This is a genomic window from Rhizobium sp. BK212 (assembly GCF_014197475.1).
GTDB lineage: Bacteria > Pseudomonadota > Alphaproteobacteria > Rhizobiales > Rhizobiaceae > Rhizobium > Rhizobium anhuiense.
In genome coordinates, this window is record NZ_JACIFS010000002.1 from 91,802 (window position 1) to 109,309 (window position 17,508).

The 17,508-nt window shown below is 62.5% G+C and carries 18 protein-coding genes and 1 other annotated feature; of the genes, 3 read left to right on the forward strand and 15 right to left on the reverse strand.

From position 1 onward, the window contains the following. Positions 1–11: 11 nt before the first annotated feature. Positions 12–599: a hypothetical protein gene (locus tag FHT79_RS05455; protein WP_168333116.1), complete on the forward strand. Its 588-nt coding sequence runs from the start codon at positions 12–14 to the stop codon at positions 597–599. 117 nt (positions 600–716) lie between these two features. Here FHT79_RS05455 and FHT79_RS05460 read toward each other — a convergent pair whose 3' ends face one another. From FHT79_RS05460 to FHT79_RS05480, 5 genes are all read right to left on the reverse strand, one after another. Beyond that, positions 717–1,415: a DUF4405 domain-containing protein gene (locus FHT79_RS05460; RefSeq protein WP_127430328.1), complete on the reverse strand. Its 699-nt coding sequence runs from the start codon at positions 1,413–1,415 to the stop codon at positions 717–719. Between the two features lie 33 nt (positions 1,416–1,448). Further along, positions 1,449–1,931: a cytochrome P460 family protein gene (locus FHT79_RS05465; protein WP_168333118.1), complete on the reverse strand. Its 483-nt coding sequence runs from the start codon at positions 1,929–1,931 to the stop codon at positions 1,449–1,451. A gap of 72 nt (positions 1,932–2,003) precedes the next feature. Beyond that, positions 2,004–2,420 (reverse strand): carboxymuconolactone decarboxylase family protein, encoded by a 417-nt coding sequence (locus FHT79_RS05470; protein ID WP_183903037.1) that lies wholly within the window; start codon positions 2,418–2,420, stop codon positions 2,004–2,006. A 26-nt stretch (positions 2,421–2,446) separates the two neighbouring features. Continuing rightward, a complete protein-coding gene (locus tag FHT79_RS05475) occupies positions 2,447–3,535 on the reverse strand; it encodes an alpha/beta fold hydrolase (RefSeq protein WP_168333120.1) in 1,089 nt (362 codons plus the stop codon). A 138-nt stretch (positions 3,536–3,673) separates the two neighbouring features. Continuing rightward, positions 3,674–4,573 carry a LysR family transcriptional regulator gene (locus tag FHT79_RS05480; RefSeq protein WP_168333121.1) on the reverse strand — a complete coding sequence of 300 codons (900 nt, stop codon included), beginning with the start codon at positions 4,571–4,573 and terminating at the stop codon, positions 3,674–3,676. A 153-nt stretch (positions 4,574–4,726) separates the two neighbouring features. Here FHT79_RS05480 and FHT79_RS05485 point away from each other — a divergent pair, with 153 nt between their 5' ends. Next, positions 4,727–5,716: an aldo/keto reductase gene (locus FHT79_RS05485; RefSeq protein WP_047610431.1), complete on the forward strand. Its 990-nt coding sequence runs from the start codon at positions 4,727–4,729 to the stop codon at positions 5,714–5,716. A gap of 69 nt (positions 5,717–5,785) precedes the next feature. On the opposite strand, the gene FHT79_RS05490 is transcribed toward FHT79_RS05485, so the two are convergent. From FHT79_RS05490 to FHT79_RS05515, 6 genes are all read right to left on the reverse strand, one after another. Continuing rightward, positions 5,786–6,958: a DUF1501 domain-containing protein gene (locus FHT79_RS05490; RefSeq protein ID WP_168333122.1), complete on the reverse strand. Its 1,173-nt coding sequence runs from the start codon at positions 6,956–6,958 to the stop codon at positions 5,786–5,788. A gap of 12 nt (positions 6,959–6,970) precedes the next feature. Further along, complete coding sequence (locus FHT79_RS05495) at positions 6,971–8,482, reverse strand: DUF1800 domain-containing protein (RefSeq protein ID WP_168333123.1); 1,512 nt, start codon at positions 8,480–8,482, stop codon at positions 6,971–6,973. 184 nt (positions 8,483–8,666) lie between these two features. Next, positions 8,667–9,014: a DMT family protein gene (locus FHT79_RS05500; protein WP_029868240.1), complete on the reverse strand. Its 348-nt coding sequence runs from the start codon at positions 9,012–9,014 to the stop codon at positions 8,667–8,669. A 186-nt stretch (positions 9,015–9,200) separates the two neighbouring features. After that, positions 9,201–10,451, reverse strand: a complete 1,251-nt coding sequence (locus tag FHT79_RS05505) for an MFS transporter (protein ID WP_168333124.1) — start codon at positions 10,449–10,451, stop codon at positions 9,201–9,203. A 414-nt stretch (positions 10,452–10,865) separates the two neighbouring features. Further along, the gene (locus FHT79_RS05510; RefSeq protein ID WP_028757582.1) at positions 10,866–11,675 is read right to left on the reverse strand and encodes a class I SAM-dependent methyltransferase; all 810 of its coding nucleotides are present in this window, start codon (positions 11,673–11,675) and stop codon (positions 10,866–10,868) included. 227 nt (positions 11,676–11,902) lie between these two features. Continuing rightward, entirely contained in the window at positions 11,903–12,784 is an 882-nt protein-coding gene (locus tag FHT79_RS05515) for an NmrA/HSCARG family protein (RefSeq protein WP_168333125.1), read from the reverse strand. 100 nt (positions 12,785–12,884) lie between these two features. On the opposite strand from FHT79_RS05515, the gene FHT79_RS05520 reads away from it, so the two are divergent. Next, a complete protein-coding gene (locus FHT79_RS05520) occupies positions 12,885–13,808 on the forward strand; it encodes a LysR family transcriptional regulator (RefSeq protein WP_183903038.1) in 924 nt (307 codons plus the stop codon). A gap of 21 nt (positions 13,809–13,829) precedes the next feature. Here the strand turns inward: FHT79_RS05520 and FHT79_RS05525 are convergent, their stop codons facing one another. The 4 genes from FHT79_RS05525 to FHT79_RS05540 all read right to left on the reverse strand — a co-directional run bounded on the left by FHT79_RS05525 (position 13,830) and on the right by FHT79_RS05540 (position 17,353). After that, positions 13,830–15,296, reverse strand: coding sequence for a SulP family inorganic anion transporter (locus tag FHT79_RS05525; RefSeq protein WP_183903039.1), 1,467 nt, complete (start codon positions 15,294–15,296; stop codon positions 13,830–13,832). 70 nt (positions 15,297–15,366) lie between these two features. Continuing rightward, positions 15,367–15,422, reverse strand: a sequence feature (sul1 is cis-regulatory element that is thought to sense ions involved in sulfur or methionine metabolism; They are found in Alphaproteobacteria). Positions 15,423–15,559: 137 nt separating this feature from the next. Next, the gene (locus FHT79_RS05530) at positions 15,560–15,811 is read right to left on the reverse strand and encodes a hypothetical protein (protein ID WP_025554522.1); all 252 of its coding nucleotides are present in this window, start codon (positions 15,809–15,811) and stop codon (positions 15,560–15,562) included. Between the two features lie 77 nt (positions 15,812–15,888). Further along, complete coding sequence (locus tag FHT79_RS05535) at positions 15,889–16,266, reverse strand: response regulator (protein ID WP_025554521.1); 378 nt, start codon at positions 16,264–16,266, stop codon at positions 15,889–15,891. 298 nt (positions 16,267–16,564) lie between these two features. Then, complete coding sequence (locus FHT79_RS05540; RefSeq protein WP_168333128.1) at positions 16,565–17,353, reverse strand: thioredoxin family protein; 789 nt, start codon at positions 17,351–17,353, stop codon at positions 16,565–16,567. Between the last annotated feature and the right edge of the window lie 155 nt (positions 17,354–17,508).

Genomic DNA, 17,508 nt, shown 5'->3' on the forward strand with positions numbered 1-17,508 from the left:
GGATCGAAAGCATGGAAACGGTCAGCTCGCCGGAGGTCTTCCTTCACATCAAGGTGGTGATGGGCATGGTCATCAGCCTGTCGCTCGCCAGGGTGCTGACCGGCGTTGCCGGCATCGTCCAGCATCCTGGTAAGGCCAAAGTCTATCCCATCCATCTCGGCTGGGCGCTGTCGATGTTCCTGTTCATCATCCACATCTGGTGGTGGGAATATCGCCTGCAGGCCGTGCCTGCGATCGGCTTCGGCATCTATCTCTTCCTCGTCTGCTTCTGCAGCCTGTTCTTCCTGCTTTGCGCCCTGCTCTTTCCGGCTTCACTCGACGAATATGGCGGCTACGAGGAATATTTTATTTCCCGGCGCAAATGGTTCTTCGGCATTCTCGGCCTCACCTACGCCATCGATATCCTCGACACGGCGATCAAAGGCCAGGAGCGCATCCTCTCGCTCGGCTGGGAATATCCCGCCCGCAACATCATTTACATCATCCTCTGCGCCATCGCCGCCTGGACCCCCAACCGCCGCTTCCACACCGCCTTCATCACCGCCAACCTGCTCTACCAGATCAGCTTCATCTTCCGGCTCTATGATGTGCTGGGGTGAGACGTGGTCCCGCGAAGCGGGAGCAATCGATCCAGTGAATCGATTGCAACGTCGAACGCCCTGAGCCCAAGCGAAGGGCCGGCGGCCGCAAGTTCCATCCGCCCACTAAACCACACATCACTCCCCGGCATCCGTCACCCGCCGCACCCCACCCGCCCATCGCAGCCATCCTGCTGCATAATGCGCAGCACAAGCACACGCCCCCAGGATCGCGACGTGATGCAAAAAGAAGCCCGCGGTCGACTCCTGAAAGTCCCAGAAATCGATCGATGGCCTGGCCAAGAGCCTGTCTCCGATGCCCGTGACCACCATGCTGTGAATGCCGTAAGCCGCAATTGCGCCCGCAACGGCACGAATGGCTGCGGTCCGGATCGCGTTTGGCGACCCGGCCCGCAATAGCCTGCCCGCGACCGCTGTGATCATCGACCAGTGAAGGCCGAGATGGACAGCTGCGAGGATGAACGCCCAGTAGGCAGCAAGGATGTGAATTTCACGCGCCGTCGGTCCACCGCTGACGGGAAGGAAAGCAAACACACTGCGCGACATCAGCAGACTGGTCACCAGCAATGCGGCCATTACCAGGGCAATCGAGATATTCGAGGCGATTGTCACGAGCCCAGGCCTGCCCCGCGCCGCCCTTGGAAGCCTCGCCCACCACCGCCTGTTGAAGACATTGTGCGATAGGAGAAGGACGAACATACCGCTTCCGATCAGTTCATGTGACGTGTTGTCGAGCCACCAATAGGCGAGCGCGACCAGAAGCAGCCCGGCGGCCGTGAAGTCCAACACCAAGCGTATCAGGAATAGCGGGCTCATGACGCGGCGCTCTCGCAGCGGCTTCGATCTCCTCTAGTCAATGACAGCTCCGTCGAAAGCCTTGAGATCATCAAGCGTGTAGAGGAAGTCTTCGTCGGCCCGGGAGGAATGGCAGGATTGGCACCGCGCCGTGTTCTCGGCCATGTTGACGCTGCCGTCAGGCTTGAACCATTGGAACTGCCAGTCGCCGGTGCGACGGTCTTCGTCATAGTCGCCGCCCCAGCCGGAGCCCTTTTCCATAACGAAAGTGCGATAGACTTGCCCGTCGCGGTAATCGACCAGCACGAAATGCGTGCCCGGCGGAACAGGCTGCCCGTTCTTCACCGCCTGGATGGCTTCCTTCGTCGTCATGATGTGCTCGGTCACGTTGCCGCGTCTGACGGTGGTGTAGTGAACGAGACCGGCCAATTTGGGCATCGTCGTCCGGTTCGGCTCAGCGTCGACCTTCCAGCCGACGAGAGTGACGGCGCCGGCCACGGCAAAGAGAATTGCAATGCGTTTGATGAAATGACGCATGGATGTCTTTCCTGGTTTTGTGCGGAAGGCGTTTGGGCGACCGGCTCCGGCAAAAGCGGAAGGCCGCTCGCCTCATTCACTTGCGAAAACGTCTTTCGCGATGGCAACGGCCGAGACAGCACTCGGCCAGCCGGCATAGAAGGCAAGGTGGGTGATCGTCTCGATCAGCTCGTCCTCGGTCACGCCGTTCTGGCGGGCCCTGGCCAGATGGGATCTCAACTGGTCGGGCCGATTCATGGCGATCAGCGCCGCAACGGTGATGAGGCTGCGATCCCGCTTCGACAGCTGCGGGCGTTCCCATATGTCGCCATAGAGGACGTCGTCGGTCAGTTCAGCCAGCTTCGGTGCGGTCGCGCCCATCAGCTGTTGGGCGCGCGACCGCCGGGACTTGTCGTCGCCTTCGGCGGGTGTCTGAGCGCTGACGACGCCCGGTAGAACCGCCAACATCATGCTGGCCGACAGCATCAGGTTCCCCAACAGTTGTTTCATGGTCTTCACCTCAAGATTTCCGGGAATCAGTCGAGCTTCTTCTCGCTAAGGAAAGCCGAGACCAAGTCAGCGATCTCAACGTTGTTCAGGTCGGAGAACGCGAAGTGGGTGTTGCCGCGGATGCCGATCTCCGGAAGATGCACGACGGTGACATCGCCGCCATGCCTGTTCACCGTGTCCCGCCACAGGCGGGCCATTGCCAGGCGCACCCGCCAGCTGTCCTGCGCCGGCATCGTCGTCGGCTGGTCGGGAATGTTATCGCCGTAATAGATGACGATCGGGATCTTCGTCAGCTTGAGAAAATCGTCCATCGGCACCGGCACGCCCTTCAGCGTGTCGAAGGCGCTCGGCATATCGGCGGGGACCTCGCCTGCCGGGAACACGAAGCTGCTGCCGGGTTCGAAGGCGATGATGGCTTTGACTTTGTCGCTCTTGATGGCCGTCAGCCAGCCGGGTCCGCCGCCCTGCGAGTGGGTGAACAACACGGCCGGGCCGATCTTCTCGAACAGCTTTGCCGCCGCATTCGACGCGACCTCCATATCGAACGGCCCGGTGTTCGGCGTCATCGCGCGAAAATACTGGTTCAGCGCTTCCGGATCACGGGAGAATTGCACGCCGTCGAAATAGTTCGGCCAGATGCCGACGCGAAACTGGTTGAACCAGAGCTGCTCATCCGGCGTCGGCTTCACTGTTGTCTCGACCATGGTCCGCCCGGCCCCGCCCCGGCGCGGCTGGTCGACGAGATAGGTGGAGAAGCCTCGGCGCAGGAAGAGGTTCTGGAAGCCTTCGCGGCCGTCGGGCGTCGTCTCCCAGGTCTTGGAGAATTGTCCGGCACCGTGCCACATCACGATCGGATACTGACGCGGGTTGACCGGCACCTGGTAAAAGGCAAAGGCATGATCGCCGTGATAGGTCTGGCCTGTGGGATCGAGAGGCTTCAGCGGATCGAAGGTTCCGGGCGCCGTCGTGCTGGTTCCCCCGACGGCAAAACTGCCCTGCTCCTGGATGACCAATGGCTCGGACTTTGCCGCATCGGCAGCCGTCGCCAATGGCGCGGCAAGCTGTGCTGAGGCAAGCAGCAATGCGGCCAGGGTGTTGGACAATCCATATCGCATGGCGGCTTCTCCCGTTTCAGATGGCGAGAAGGTAGCGGCATCGCAGAGAAAGGATTAGACGGCTCGGACAGCTAGGGTCTATTAGTTCAGCTAATCAATCACGATCTTTTGATAAGCCGTGATGGAATAAAATCGACATTACTTTCCTCTGTAACGGAGCGCGTCGACGAACAGCGTGAATGCCGGAGACGCATGCCGCCTGTTCGGATAGTAGAGATGGTATCCTGGGAAAGGCTGGCACCAGTCTTCCAGAACCCGGATCAGCCGCCCGTCTTCGATATAGGACTGAACCTGGTCCTCGGGCATGTAGGCCAGTCCCAGCCCATCCAGCGCCGCGCCCATCCGCATGGCGATGTTGTTGAACACCGTCTGCCCCTCGACACGGACGCGCAGTTCGCGGCCGTCCTTCTCGAACTCCCAGGGATATATCGTCCCGTGCGTCGGCAGCCGAATGTTGATGCAGTTGTGCGCCGTCAGGTCCTGAGGAACACCAGGGCGCGGATGCTGCTCGAAATAGCAGGGCGCGCCAACGACCGCCATGCGCATCTCGGGGCCGATCCGGACGGCGATCATGTCTTTCGCCAATTGCTCGCCGAGCCGGATGCCGGCGTCGTAGCGCTCGGCGACGATATCGGTCAGGCCGTAGTCGACGATCACCTCGACGTTGATATCGGGATGATCTGGAAGAAAGCGCGCCAATACAGGGGCAAGAATGGAAATCGCGGAGTGCTCGCCTGCCGTGATGCGAATGGTGCCGGCCGGCCGCTCGCGCATTTCGCTCAAGGCGGCGATCTCGAACTGGATTTCTTCAAATCGCGGCCCGACCCGTTCCAGCAGGCGTTCACCTGCCTGTGTCGGCGACACGCTTCTGGTCGTGCGAGTCAAAAGGCGAAGCCCGAGCTTCTCTTCGAGACCGCGCACCGTCTGGCTCAACGCCGATTGCGACACGCCAAGCTTGGCGGCGGCCCGGGTGAAGCTGCGTTCCCTGGCGACGGTGAGAAAGGCCACGAGTTCGTTGAAGTTGTTGTCCTGAGGCATTCATTAGTCCGTCTTATAGGTTCATGCGCATTACAGCATCTAATCGAAAGCTGGCACGAGGACTAAGTTCACGTCAACTCAACTGCGAGACCGGCGGCACTGAATCGTCGCCTTCACCCTCAAGCCCACACAAAGCCACGAACGGATACGACCATGAAAACACGCAATATCGGCGATCTCGAAGTCTCCGCACTCGGTCTCGGCTGCATGAGCATGAGCGCTGCTTACGGCCCGCCCGCCGACGAAGGCGAGATGATCAGATTGATGCGCACCGCCCATCAGCAGGGCGTAACCTTGTTCGACACGGCCGAAGCCTATGGCCCTTTCGTCAATGAAGAGCTTGTCGGCAAGGCGCTCGCACCTATCCGCGACCAGGTGGTCATCGCCACCAAATTCGGCTTCGATATCGACCAGCAGACCGGTGAACGCCGCGGCGGCACCAACAGCCGCCCCGAACATGTCAAGGCGGTTGCCGATGCTTGTCTGCGCCGTCTGAAGACCGACCGCATCGACCTGTTCTACCAGCACCGCGTCGATCCCGCCGTGCCGATCGAAGATGTGGCCGGCGCCGTCAAGGAGCTGATCGCAGCCGGCAAGGTCAAACATTTCGGCCTTTCCGAAGCCGGCGTTCAGACGATCCGCCGCGCCCATGCCGTCCAGAAGGTGACTGCCGTCCAGAGCGAATATTCGCTCTTCTGGCGCGGCCCCGAGGCGGAACTGCTGCCCGCCCTTCAGGAACTCGGCATCGGTTTCGTGCCCTTCAGCCCGCTCGGCGCCGGTTTCCTCACAGGCAAGATCGACGAGAACACCAAATTCGATCCGAGTGATTTCCGCAACAGCGTGCCGCGCTTTTCACCTGAGGCGCGCAAGGCCAATTTTGCGCTCGTCGACCTGATCAGGCGGATCGGCGACCACAAGGGCGCAACACCCGCGCAAATCGCCCTCTCCTGGCTACTGGCCCAAAAGCCATGGATCGTCCCGATCCCGGGAACGACGAAGCAGCATCGACTGGAAGAGAATCTCGGGGCTGTCGACATCGACCTTCTGGCCGACGATCTCGCCGAAATCGACGCGGCCCTCTCCGGCATCCAGGTTCAAGGCGAGCGGCTTCCCGAAGCAGCACTGAAGATGACCGGTCACTAAAGGCCCTCTCTCCAGCCTCGTCCTTCGAGACCCCTGCGGGCACCTCAGGATAAGGCTGGTCGCCAGGCCTTACGCCTTGAGAAACTGCGACCCCTTATCAAACCCCAGCCCCGGAAAGATCTTCCCCGTCAGATCATCCGCACTCACATCGAACTGCCGGTAGAGCATCGCTGCGGCCAGTTCGCGCACGTCCGCGGTCGGCATCAAGTCGCGGTCGTCGAGCAGTTGGCCGTCGCTGACACCGGGCCAGCGGCCGAGGATGCGGCCGCCGTTGATGGCGCCGCCTGATAACACCGCGCAGCCGCCGGTGCCGTGGTCGGTGCCGGCCGAGCCGTTCTGGCGGACGGTGCGGCCGAATTCGGTCATGGCGAGCACCACCGTCTTTGCCCAGATCTCAGGCCCGAGCGTGGTCTTCAGCGTGTTGATCGCCTGCGAAAGGTCCTGCACCGGCCGCTTGAACTGGCCGGCCTGGCCGATATGCGTGTCCCAGCCGGTGATGGAGAAGCTGGCGATGCGGTAGTCGCCCTTCAGCATATTGGCCGCGAGCGCGGCCACATCGGCGGTCTTTTCACCGCGCTGGCCATCCGGCTCGACCATCATCGCGGCGGTGTCGGCCCGCGTCGCCTCGGCGAGTGCTGCGGCAAACGGCGGATCGCCGGCATAGAGCCGCGCCAGGAACTGCATCTCGTCACGCGCCGGCGACAGATTGGAATCCGACGCCCAGACATCGACATTGTTCGGCCCGGAGAGGATCAGCTCCGTCGAGGTGTTGACGTCGATCGCCCTGCGCGCATCCGAGCGCGGGATGACGGCGAGCGCCCGGTTCAGCCAACCGGTCTTTTCCTCGGCGACGTGCTCGCCGCCGGATTCCAGCATATCCTGCCCGTCGAAATGGCTGCGCTGGTCGCGATAGGGCGTCGACACCGCATGCACGAAGGCGAGTTCCCCGCTCTTCCAGAGCGGCATCAGTTCGGCGGCGGCAGGATGGAGGCCGAAACGCCCATCGAGATCGAGAAGCCCGGTGTCGGGCGTCAGCGCCAGGGTCGGCCTGAGCGCCGCAAAACCGGCATCGCCATAGGGCTGCACCAGGTCCAGCCCGTCCATCGCGCCGCGCAGCACGATGGTGATGAAGCGGTTGTCACCCGGCATCGCCGCGAAGGTGACCGGGGTGAAGGCGGGGGCGGCGGCGAGACAGCAGGCCGACGTCAGAAAGCCACGGCGGGAAAGCAGGATCTGGCTCATGGGCAGACGCTCCTATCGGCGATTGAATTCGGGGGAAGCCAGCACCAACGTCAACCCGCTGATCTTGTTCGGCGCTTGGGAGACCACGCGGATCGTCTCGTCGCGGGCTGCATCGGCAAGCGTCGATTTCAGGAATTCGCGCGGATCCTCGTCTCGGCCGAACTGCGCTGCGGCCCGTCTTGCCCAGGCCAGCCGTTCGGCAATCTGGCTGCCGGTGATCCAGGCGGAGAAGCCTTCTTCGAAACCGGCCGGGCTCGGCGGCAGCCAGATCGGCTGGCCCATGCGCTTCAACGCACCCTGCCCCAGCGCCCGCGCCGTCCGGAAAGCCTTGAGACGCTTGTCTCTTGCCTCGCCGGCGGGATCCGTCGTCACCGGTGATCCCGCCATGCCAGGCGTATTGGCGGCCATGTCGCCCTCTTCAGTGCCCTGCTGGTTGGCCGCCAGGAAGCTGCCGACGACGCCGTTGACCGGCCCCGCATTCAACGCCCTGAGACCCGCAACGACATAATCGAAGGGCTGGCGCGCCTTGGCGCCCTCGTCGCGCCAGGCGGCGGGATGGTCGAGCATGGCGGTATAGACGGCCGTCAGATCGCCATCCGTCTTCTTCCAGGCTTCAACCATGTCGGACACCATGCCCTCGTCGGGCTGGTCGGAGACGAAATGCACTGCGAGTTTGCGGCTGATATGCGCCGCCGTCTTCGGATGGACGGCGAGATCATCGAGCAAATCGAGATAATCGTCGCGCGAGCGCCTGTTGCCACCATAGCTGACGCCGAGCACCTGATGCGCGCCGGGCTCCGATATATTCGGCCGGAAGGCGATATCCATCTCCTTGCGGTCGATGGTAAGCCCCGTCAGTACCATGGCTGCCGCCGTGACATCCGCCTGGCTATAACCGCTGCCGGCGCCGAGTGTGTGCAGCTCCAGCAGTTCGCGGCCGAGATTCTCGTTCAGCCCCTTGTTGCGCTTGATGCCGCCGGCCGAGTCCGGCCCGAGCGAATCCGCCTGGTCGAGATAGATCAGCATGGCCGGATGGGCAGTGGCGCTGCGCAGCAGATCGCCGAACCTGCCCGATATGAACGGCCGGATCGCCTCGGCCTCGTAGAGCGGCACGATGAGGCGCATCGGCAGGCTCTTGTTGGCGCTGGTGGAGAAATGATCGGTCCAGAAGGTCGCCAGCCGCTCGTAGAAACCGTAGGGCGATAGCACCGCCTGCATCAGCCGCAGGTTCGAATCGTGCTGGAACTGCTGCTGCGCCTGGCGCTGCACCCCCTTGCGCATCTCGCGCTGCACCGTATCGTCAGTCACCGTCTTGGCGTCCTGCCGGATTTGCGTCAGCTGCGACTGCAGGCTGAGAATCGCCCGGTGGCGCATGTCCGGGCCGCCCATGGGAAAATCCGGCATCGCCGCCGCCCCATTGCGCAGCTGGCCGATGAGCTCGTCCTTGCTGTCAGGTGGCGCCTGGCCCGGCCGCAAGCCATAGCCGAACCGGATCGCCGCCATCGTCGGGAAAGACAGGCTCATGGCAGATCACCTCCTGATCAAGGCTGAAGCAATTCCAGCAAAAATGCACAGCGGTTTGCGCCCGGAATTGCGCAAAACAAAAAGCTTGAGGTGACAGGCTGCCAGCCGAATGCGACCGCAATCTGTAGGAAATGCGGCGATATCGAGACATGGACGATTTGTAATCTGTTGAAAAGGCTAAAGTTTATGCACGGAAGATGAAGGATGCACCAATTGCGATCAGGGCGAAGCCGATCGCATGGTTCCAGGTCAGGTTCTCGCCGAGCCAGAAGATCGAGAAGCCGGAAAAGACGATCAGCGTGATCACCTCCTGCATCGTCTTCAACTGCGCCGTCGTATAGACCGCCGAGCCGATACGGTTCGCCGGCACCGCCAGGCAATATTCGAAGAAGGCGATCCCCCAGCTGACGATGATGGCGAGGAAGATCGCGCTGCTCTTGTGCTTGAGATGCCCGTACCAGGCAAAGGTCATGAAGATATTCGAGGCAAACAGCATGACGACGGGCCAGATGGCGGCGGGAGAAAAAGACATGAAGAAACTCGGAGGGCTGTTAAGGGAAAGTTGACCGGCGAGATACCGGCGGGCCTTACCTAGCATGCTGGCGTTCCGCCGCAAGTCCCCGGGCATGGACCGATCGTCTCACGCCATCGAGGCGATGCGGATCGCCGAGTTAAAGGCCGGCGACATCAGCCGCCGGCCCTCGTACCGCAGGCAGCGCTAGATTCGCATCGCGCCATGCGGCTCCTCGGCCTCCTCCGTGCCGAAGCGGACATCCTTCTTCTCGTAGCCGAAGCCGGCGAGAGCCGCGACGAACAGCGCCACTACCGCCGCAACGATTAATAGCGCGTAGGCATAGTCGCCGTCCCAGCGGGCAGCCAACCCCGCCTGCAGCGTGGCATTGCCTGAGGCGAGCAGGTTGCCGAGCTGGTAGGCAAAGCCCGGAAAGGTGCCGCGCACCTCATCCGGCGACAGCTCGTTCAGATGCACCGGCACGATGCCCCAGGCGCCCTGGACGAAGAACTGCATCAGGAAGGCGCCGATGGCGAGCAGCACCGGCCCCGGCGCATAGGCCCAGAGCGGTGCCACGGGCACGGCGATCAGCGCGGCGATGACGATTGCGCGTCTGCGGCCGATCCGCTGCGACAGCGCGCCAAAGAATAACCCGCCGCAGATCGCCCCGATATTGTAGACGATGGCGATGGCGCCGACAGTGTAGCTCGAATAGTTGCGTTGGGTCTCAAGGAAGGTCGGATAGATGTCCTGCGTGCCATGGCTGAAGAAGTTGAACGCCGTCATCAAAAACACCGCCCAGATGAACAGCGGAATGTTTTCGCGCAAGACCGTCAGGAATGGCCGCCGCCCCTCGGCCTGCCGCTTCAGGAAGGCCGGGCTCTCTTCGACATTGCGCCTGATGTAGAGCACCAGCAGCGCCGGCACCGCGCCGACGAAGAACATGCCGCGCCAGCCGATGACCGGAAAGAGCAGGAAGAATACGATCGAGGCGATCAGATAGCCCGAGGGATAACCCGCCTGCAGAATGCCCGAGACGATGCCGCGGCTCTCCTCCGGCACCGTCTCCATGACAAGCGAAGCGCCGACGCCCCATTCGCCGCCCATGGCGATCCCATAGAGCGCCCTGAGGACCAGAAACATGGTGAGCCCCGTGGAGAAGCCTGTCAGGAATTCAAACAGCGAATAAAGCAGCACGTCGGCCATCAGTGTGATGCGCCGACCGTAGCGGTCGGCCGCAAGCCCGAAGATCAGCGCGCCGAGCGCCCGCATGGCAAGTGTCAGGAAGATCGCCACCGAGACGGCGGGGACGTCTGTGTGGAATTCCTCGGCGATATATTTGAGAACGAAGACGAGAATGAAGAAATCGAAGGCGTCGAGCGTCCAGCCGAGATAACTGGCGATGACGGTGTTGCGCTGCTGCGGCGTCAGCCGGCGCAGGCTTTCCAAAGCGGACATATGAATTCCTCCGTCCGAAAGCGGCGGCGAGGCGGGCAATTCCGGATGCCGTCGGAAGGGGTGCCCGAAACGGGCGGGTGATGCTGTCGACAATTGCGTTCGCTGTGGGCGACAGCGGGCAATAACGTCATCAATCCTGCCGCTGTTCCATCACGATTGGCGTGATCGGGTCACACGCGGCTCCTTGTCGCAGGCATGCGACTGGCCAGCGCCCTGCCCTTTGGGCGCGACATTCTCCAACGTCCCTCATCCTGATGCGCCGAGCCCGAAGGGCGAAGCCTCGAAGAACACGCCGCAACGCCGCTCCCTGCGTCCATTTGATGCCGCCCCGCATCCGCCCCATCCTTGGGGGTCTCTGCGCGGTGCCTCAGGAGGAGGCTCTCTTGGACTTGCGCCATACGCAGCAAGCTGTGCCTAGCCTTCCGCTGGCACCTGCCCCCGGCACGCCCACGCCACCGACGCGAAAGACCGCGGCCCATCGGGCTCACCCGCCTCGTATGCCGCCCTGACGGCGGCATCGACGGCCCTTCGCTTCGCCGGATCCAGCCCTGCGACATATTTACCGAGCGGCCCCTCACCGGCAGCGATTGGATCCCAGTAGTCCTCGAAGGAAGAATACTCCATCCGGATCAGCAGCGACGTCTCCTCGACATCGACAAGGCCCTGCGCGATGAAGCTCTCCTTCATTTCTCCCGGCCGCATCATCGGCTGAAAACAATATTTGCGGCGCAAGGGCAGCGCATTCTCGTCGAGCATCACCACGGTATCCCACATCATTCGCATGCAGGACATGCCGCCATAATGGTCCCAGACGGCCGCCGCGACCACGCCGCCCGGGCGCACAACGCGAACCATCTCGGACACCGCCTTTCCCGCCTCCGGCACGAAATGCAGGACGAGCAGCGACATCGCCCGGTCGAAGCGGTTGTCCTCGAAAGGAAGAGCGCAGGCATCGGCCTGCTGGATCGTTATTCGCGGATCGGTGTTCCGCCGGGTTGCGGCCTCGACGAAGACCGGCGAATAGTCGACGGCGACGATCTCCCGCAGGCCTGGCGTTTCCGCCAAAGTGAACGCCAGGCTGCCGGTCCCGCAACCGACATCGAGCACGCGATTACCATTCGCGAGACCGGTGAAATCGATCAGCATCGGCGCCAGCCTTCTGCTCCAGCGCCCCATCAGCCGTTCATAACCATCGGCACTTTCGACGTTGAAACTCGACGGCATCGAAGCCTCCTTCTCAAGGACACAAGTCTTCGATTGAATACTAGGATTCACCGGCGACTGTGCAAGCGGGCACGATCGCCTGCATCCTCGGCTCGAGGCCGAGGATGCCGAGAAGTTGGGCTATCGTTGCCCCTCTTTCGACGTGGCCGTAAGGCGATTGCCGGCCGATCCACCTCCGTCAGATGTCATCAGCCGGCGATATCACCGGCCGGCGATACCGCATCAACTCAGCCGCCCGCCCTACCGAGCACACTCCAATCGAAGCCCCGCGCCCAGTCGGCGTAGCTGTGCCAGCCGACCTCAGGAAAATCGCGGCGCAGGGCGGCGATACCGGCGTCGTAGCCGGTGCGGTCGAACCATTCGAACATCAGCGCCGTATCCTCGCTCTGCTGCCGTATCGCCGCGATCGGCAATTCCTGGAAGCGAATCGGGCGGCCGAGCACCTCGGACAAGATCTTCACCTGCTGCTCGCCCGACAACTCGTCGCCGGCAATATCGAAACGCTTGCCGAACACCTGTTCGCGCCGCTCGGCCAATGCCGAGACAAAAGCACCAATGTCATCAATGGTGATCTGTTGCAGCACGCGCGTCGGCGGCAGCGCGGCGGCGTAGACGCCCTGGCGCAGGCCGTCGATCGCCCAGGGTGCCACGGTGTTTTCCATGAAGGCGACGGGCGCGCTGATCGTATAGGGTATGCAGAGACCGGCGATATGCTTCTCGACCAGATACTTACTGTCGAAATGCGGAATGCCGGTCTTCTTGTCGGCATCGGCGACGGAGGAATAGATCAGGTGGCCGACGCCGGCGGCCTTTGCCGCATTGGCGACGGCAATGCCCTGACGGGTTTCCGCGTCCGTTCCGGCCTCGTAGCTGTTGCCCATCAGAAACATCGTGTCGACGCCCTTTGCCGCCGTCGCCACGGATGCCGCGTCGTCAAGATCGCCGGCGACGACCTCGACTCCCGCCGCGGTCAGCCGTTTTGCGCCTTCGCTGTCCGGCCGGCGGCTAATCGCCTTGACGCGATGTCCCCGCGCGATCAGGGCGCGCACGACCGCGCCGCCCTGCTGGCCGGTGGCGCCTGTGACCAGAACGCTTCGTGTGTTACTCATCTGTCTACTCCTTGTTGTGACGGATACAGCAAAGTTAGGGTCTGTCGCATTGAACCATAATGGCCTATAATTGAGAAACATCGTACCATGTGGAGCTACAATGCTCGATCTCAACGATATCATGATCTTCGCCCACGTCGTCGAAGCGGGCAGCTTCACCGCCGCCGCGCGCTTGCTCGGCATGCCGAAGACGACGGTCAGCCGCCGCATCGCCGAGCTGGAACGCGAACTCGGCGTGCGGCTGCTGCAGCGCACGACCCGCAGCCTCAACCTGACGGCTTCAGGGCGTCTCTACTACGAAGAAAGCAGCCAGGCGCTACGCACCATCGAAGGCGCCAACCTGCGGCTTGCGGAAGCGCGTGCGGAGCCTGCCGGCACGATCCGCATATCGGCGCCGGTCGGCTTCGGTGGCCATTTCCTCCAGGATGCGATCTTTGGATTTCTTTCGACCTACCCGAAGACGAGGGTCGAACTGCGCCTGACCGACGACAGGCTGAACCTCGTCGAAAACGGCATAGACTTGGCCTTCCGCACCGGTGTCCTCGAGGATTCTACCTTGGTCGCCCGCAAACTCGGCTCGATGCACCGCCTTCTCTGCGCAAGCCCGGATTATCTCGCCCGCTGCGGCCCGCCCGCTGCGCCTGAAGATCTCGTCCGCCACGACTGCGTCATCGCCGGCCAGTCCGTCCATGCGCAATGGTTGCTGGAAGGTCCGCGCGGTCAGGAAACGATCGCGGTTTCGGCCCGCTTCGCCGCCAACGAGATGCAGGCGGTGATGGCCGCCGCGATCGCCGGCCACGGAATCGCCCAATTGCCACACCGATTTGCCGAAGCCTGCATCAAGGACGGGCGGCTTCGCCGCGTTCTCGACGGCTATACGACCCCGGCCGGCGGCTTCCATGTCGTCTATCCCAGCAGCCGACACCTGCCGCCTTTGGTCAAAGCATTCATTGAACTGGCCGTCACACGGCTGAACGCCACAGGAACTGGCGGGAGCGAGGAATTCGCCATCATATCGCCGTAGGATGAAATCCGACCTTCGCCGTTAGACCTCCTTCAACACCACCTTGCCGTCGAGACTTCCGATCAAAGTCGCGCTGGCTTGGTTAAGGCCCGCGACCTCCACGGCTATGTCGTGCGCCCTAAAACGATGGACGACCTTGTCGAGCGCAGCAACGGCCGTGATGTCCCAGAAATGCGCTTCGGACACGTCGATCAGCACGGTCTTGCCGATCGCGTCCTGAACGTCGAAAGCCTCGACGAAGACATCGGCGGAGGCAAAAAACACCTGGCCGGACACGCGGTAGGTCAGCCGCCCGGTCGTTGCGTCGGGCGCGACGTCCACCTGCAGCAGGCTAGCAACCTTGAAGGTGAAGAACACGCCGCTGAGCAGCACCCCGACCGTCACCCCGAGCGCCAGGTTCGCGGTGAAGACGGTGACGATGACGGTCGCCACCATCACGGCGCTCGACATCCTGGGATGGACCACCACGGCTCGGAGCGACGACCAATCGAACGTGTCGATCGATACCATGACCATGATCGCCACCAGTGCGGCGACGGGAACCTCGGACACCCACGGCTTCAGGAGCACCATCAGGATCAGCAGGAACGCGCCGGCAAACAGCGTGGAAAGCCGGCCGCGCCCGCCATATTTCACGTTGCTGACTGTCTGGCCGATCATGCCGCAGCCGGCAATCCCGCCGAACAGGCTCGCGGCCGCATTGGCGAGACCGAGACCGGTACATTCGCGGTTCTTCGAACTCGGCGTATCCGTGAGATCGTCGACGACACTCGCCGTCATCATCGATTCCAACAGCCCGACCATGGCGATGGCAAGTGCTGGTCCGGCGATGATCCTAAGCGTTTCCAGCGTCAGCGGCACAGCCGGCCAGCCGAACACCGGAAGCGATTCCGGCAGCTTGCCAAGGTCAGCGACGGTCAGCACGGGAAGCCCGAGCACCATCGACGCGACGGTCAGGATCAGGATGCAGATCAGCGGCGACGGGATCGCGGTGGTGATCCGCGGCGTCAGGTAAATGATAACAAGCCCGGCGATCAGCACGGCATATTCCATCCAGCCGGCACCGACAATATGCGGCATTTGCGCGGCAAAGATCAGAATAGCTAGCGCATTGACGAAGCCGGTGCGGACGGATTTCGACACGAAGCGCATCAACACGCCAAGGCGCAGCAGGCCGAAGCCGATCTGGATTAACCCCGCCAGCAGCCCGGCCGCGAAGAGATAGGGCAAGCCATGGGCATGCACCAGCGGCGCTGCGACCAGCGCCACCGACCCGGCGGCGGCCGAAATCATCGCCGGGCGTCCACCGGTAAAGGCAATGACGATGCTGATCACGAAAGAGGCAAACAGACCGACTTCGGGATCGACTCCCGCCACGAAGGAAAAGGCGATCACCTCGGGGATCAGGGCGAAGGTCGCCACCGCTCCGGCGAGCATTTCGCGCATAGGATTGGCGGACCAATCACGACGGATGGAGGAAAGCAGCATGGGATAGATTCTCGCAAAGCATGGCCAGACCCGCTCTGGCGAGCGTTCGCGTGACGGCATGCAGGTTTTGCGTTGTCTGGCGGATCGGCGGCCAGAAGAGCCACCCGGGGTCTCACCGGGTCCGTTGTGAATGCCTGCGGTATAGACGAAATTTTTACCGCAGCGCAACATTCAACTGAACTGAAATGAAAAATGTAAAAGTCAACGAGCAGCCTCAAATGCTCGAGGTGCGCGCACCTTGCGCCCTCTGGATTGAGGAGCCTTCACTGCCAGAGGAAGTCCGGCCCTGTGCTTTGGGACGTCAGCTTGAGCGTCCCATCCGGTTGAACGACATAGGTTTCGAAGACGCGGTAACCGAAATCGCCGAGAAAGGTATTCTTGACCACCGTTCCCGGACGATAGGGCGAATGGAGGACCTTTCCGCCATAGGTGAGGCTGCCCGGAAGAGGCTGCGGATCCCCTGCGCTGGCGCAAGCGCTGAGAATGAAGAGAACGGCAATGAGCGCGTGCTTCATCCGGACTATCTCCTCAGGAAGGCGCCAACGGTCTGAATGACGCCGATCTTCTTCTTATCACAACATAGCCTTGCTGTTCAGAACGCAGCCTTGCTGCTGTCGAAGTCTTTGCGTCGCGCCGCCGCCCGCGAGAGCGCGCTGGCGACCCTCTCGTCGGTAAAGGGCTTGGCGATCACATCAAGTGCACCGTCGATACCGTGACCGACGCTCTCGGGACTGCCGGTCACGAAGATGACGTCAACTCTATGGCGATCGATCAGCCGGCGCGCGAGCTGGGCGCCGCTCAGCCCGTCGGAGAGACTGAGATCGACGAGCGCGACATCGCTTCTTTGAGCGTGGGCGAGAGCCTGCTCCACCGTCGAGACCGGCCCAATGGTCTGGTGTCCGGCCTCTTGCGCGATGCGCTCGAGTTCCAGAGCGATAAAATTCTCGTCTTCAACGATCATGACCTTCATGCATAAGCCTCCCCATAGACGGCCTGTCAGGCGCACTGCCGGTAGCGACTACAACGCAACCGTCCCCGAAAAGTTTCCACTTTGAGAAGAATAAGTTGGCGATCAGCGGGCAGCGTCGCGTTACCGGCCCGCCACTGGTCCTGTGGGGAAACCGGCCGATGGCGCGGTCGCTCCGGCATCGGGAAAGCATGGGCCGCGGCCGGCAAGGCAACGGCTCTATGGCAGGCGGCCAAGATTCGCCGGCGCGGCCCGACGGACCGGCGCCTGCAGGCCGCTGATCCGCAGCCGCCTGCCTCCCTCACGGTTTCTCGTTTGCGCTCTCGGCCCGAAACGCCGCCTCCCCTGCATCAGACACCTCGACCCACTTCTTGTCGGGCTCGGCGTCCGGCACATAACTGTCGTGCCAGTTCCACCACTTGTAGGTCGGGGTCTGGGGGTAGCCCTTGGGCGAGTCTTCCCAGACTTCCTGGCGGCCGAGCGGGGTGATGTCGAGGTAGTTCCAGGTGCCGCCCATCTGCTCGTCGCCACGGTTGTTGATGAAATAGGTGCGGAAGATGCGCTCGCCGTCGCGGTAGAACACGTTGGTGCCGTGCCACTCGTCGACGCCGAAATCCTTGTCGAAGCTGTCGGTGATGGTAACCCACGGCATCGTCCAGCCCATGCGCGCCTTCAGCCGCGTGATGTCGGCCTGCGGCGCCCGCGAGGCAAAGACCAGCGTCGTGTCGCGGGCGTTGAGATGGGCGACATGGGCGACCTGATCGGCCACCATCGAGCAGCCGCGGCAGGCATGCTCGGGCCAGCCGAACACGCCGGGTTCGTAAAAGGCGCGATAGAGGATGAGTTGGTGTCTGCCTTCGAACAGATCGAGCAAGCTGACCTTTCCCCCGGGACCTTCGAACGCATAGGCCTTTTCGACTGCCATCCACGGCATGCGCCGGCGCTCGGCGGCGAGCGCATCGCGAGCCCGGGTCTCGGCCTTTTCCTTGACCAGCAGCTGTTCGCGGGCCGCCTCCCAGGCCTGCGGCGACACGACTGGCGGCTTGTGCATGGCTTGTCCGCTTTTTCCATTCTCGGCTGAAGCAGTCATGGTTCAATCTCCTCATCAGGGCAAATTCCCGGGTTTGGAAGCCCGGTTCATCGCGCATTGGTCTGAGATAGTTTCGCATCGGAAATCGGACAGGGGGAGTAACAAGTGTGACCGTATTCCCCGGAACCGTTGGTCGCAGCCGCAGCGCATGCGTG

Coding starts and splice junctions, on each gene's coding strand:
- FHT79_RS05485 (WP_047610431.1), top strand. CDS start 4,727: ATGAAAACACGCAATATCGGCGATCTCGAAGTCTCCGCACTCGGTCTC.
- FHT79_RS05455 (WP_168333116.1), top strand. CDS start 12: ATGGAAACGGTCAGCTCGCCGGAGGTCTTCCTTCACATCAAGGTGGTG.
- FHT79_RS05490 (WP_168333122.1), bottom strand. CDS start 6,958: ATGAGCCAGATCCTGCTTTCCCGCCGTGGCTTTCTGACGTCGGCCTGC.
- FHT79_RS05530 (WP_025554522.1), bottom strand. CDS start 15,811: ATGAAGCACGCGCTCATTGCCGTTCTCTTCATTCTCAGCGCTTGCGCC.
- FHT79_RS05470 (WP_183903037.1), bottom strand. CDS start 2,420: ATGAAACAACTGTTGGGGAACCTGATGCTGTCGGCCAGCATGATGTTG.
- FHT79_RS05510 (WP_028757582.1), bottom strand. CDS start 11,675: ATGCCGTCGAGTTTCAACGTCGAAAGTGCCGATGGTTATGAACGGCTG.
- FHT79_RS05475 (WP_168333120.1), bottom strand. CDS start 3,535: ATGCGATATGGATTGTCCAACACCCTGGCCGCATTGCTGCTTGCCTCA.
- FHT79_RS05505 (WP_168333124.1), bottom strand. CDS start 10,451: ATGTCCGCTTTGGAAAGCCTGCGCCGGCTGACGCCGCAGCAGCGCAAC.
- FHT79_RS05515 (WP_168333125.1), bottom strand. CDS start 12,784: ATGAGTAACACACGAAGCGTTCTGGTCACAGGCGCCACCGGCCAGCAG.
- FHT79_RS05460 (WP_127430328.1), bottom strand. CDS start 1,415: ATGAGCCCGCTATTCCTGATACGCTTGGTGTTGGACTTCACGGCCGCC.
- FHT79_RS05465 (WP_168333118.1), bottom strand. CDS start 1,931: ATGCGTCATTTCATCAAACGCATTGCAATTCTCTTTGCCGTGGCCGGC.
- FHT79_RS05495 (WP_168333123.1), bottom strand. CDS start 8,482: ATGAGCCTGTCTTTCCCGACGATGGCGGCGATCCGGTTCGGCTATGGC.
- FHT79_RS05520 (WP_183903038.1), top strand. CDS start 12,885: ATGCTCGATCTCAACGATATCATGATCTTCGCCCACGTCGTCGAAGCG.
- FHT79_RS05525 (WP_183903039.1), bottom strand. CDS start 15,296: ATGCTGCTTTCCTCCATCCGTCGTGATTGGTCCGCCAATCCTATGCGC.
- FHT79_RS05500 (WP_029868240.1), bottom strand. CDS start 9,014: ATGTCTTTTTCTCCCGCCGCCATCTGGCCCGTCGTCATGCTGTTTGCC.
- FHT79_RS05540 (WP_168333128.1), bottom strand. CDS start 17,353: ATGACTGCTTCAGCCGAGAATGGAAAAAGCGGACAAGCCATGCACAAG.
- FHT79_RS05535 (WP_025554521.1), bottom strand. CDS start 16,266: ATGAAGGTCATGATCGTTGAAGACGAGAATTTTATCGCTCTGGAACTC.
- FHT79_RS05480 (WP_168333121.1), bottom strand. CDS start 4,573: ATGCCTCAGGACAACAACTTCAACGAACTCGTGGCCTTTCTCACCGTC.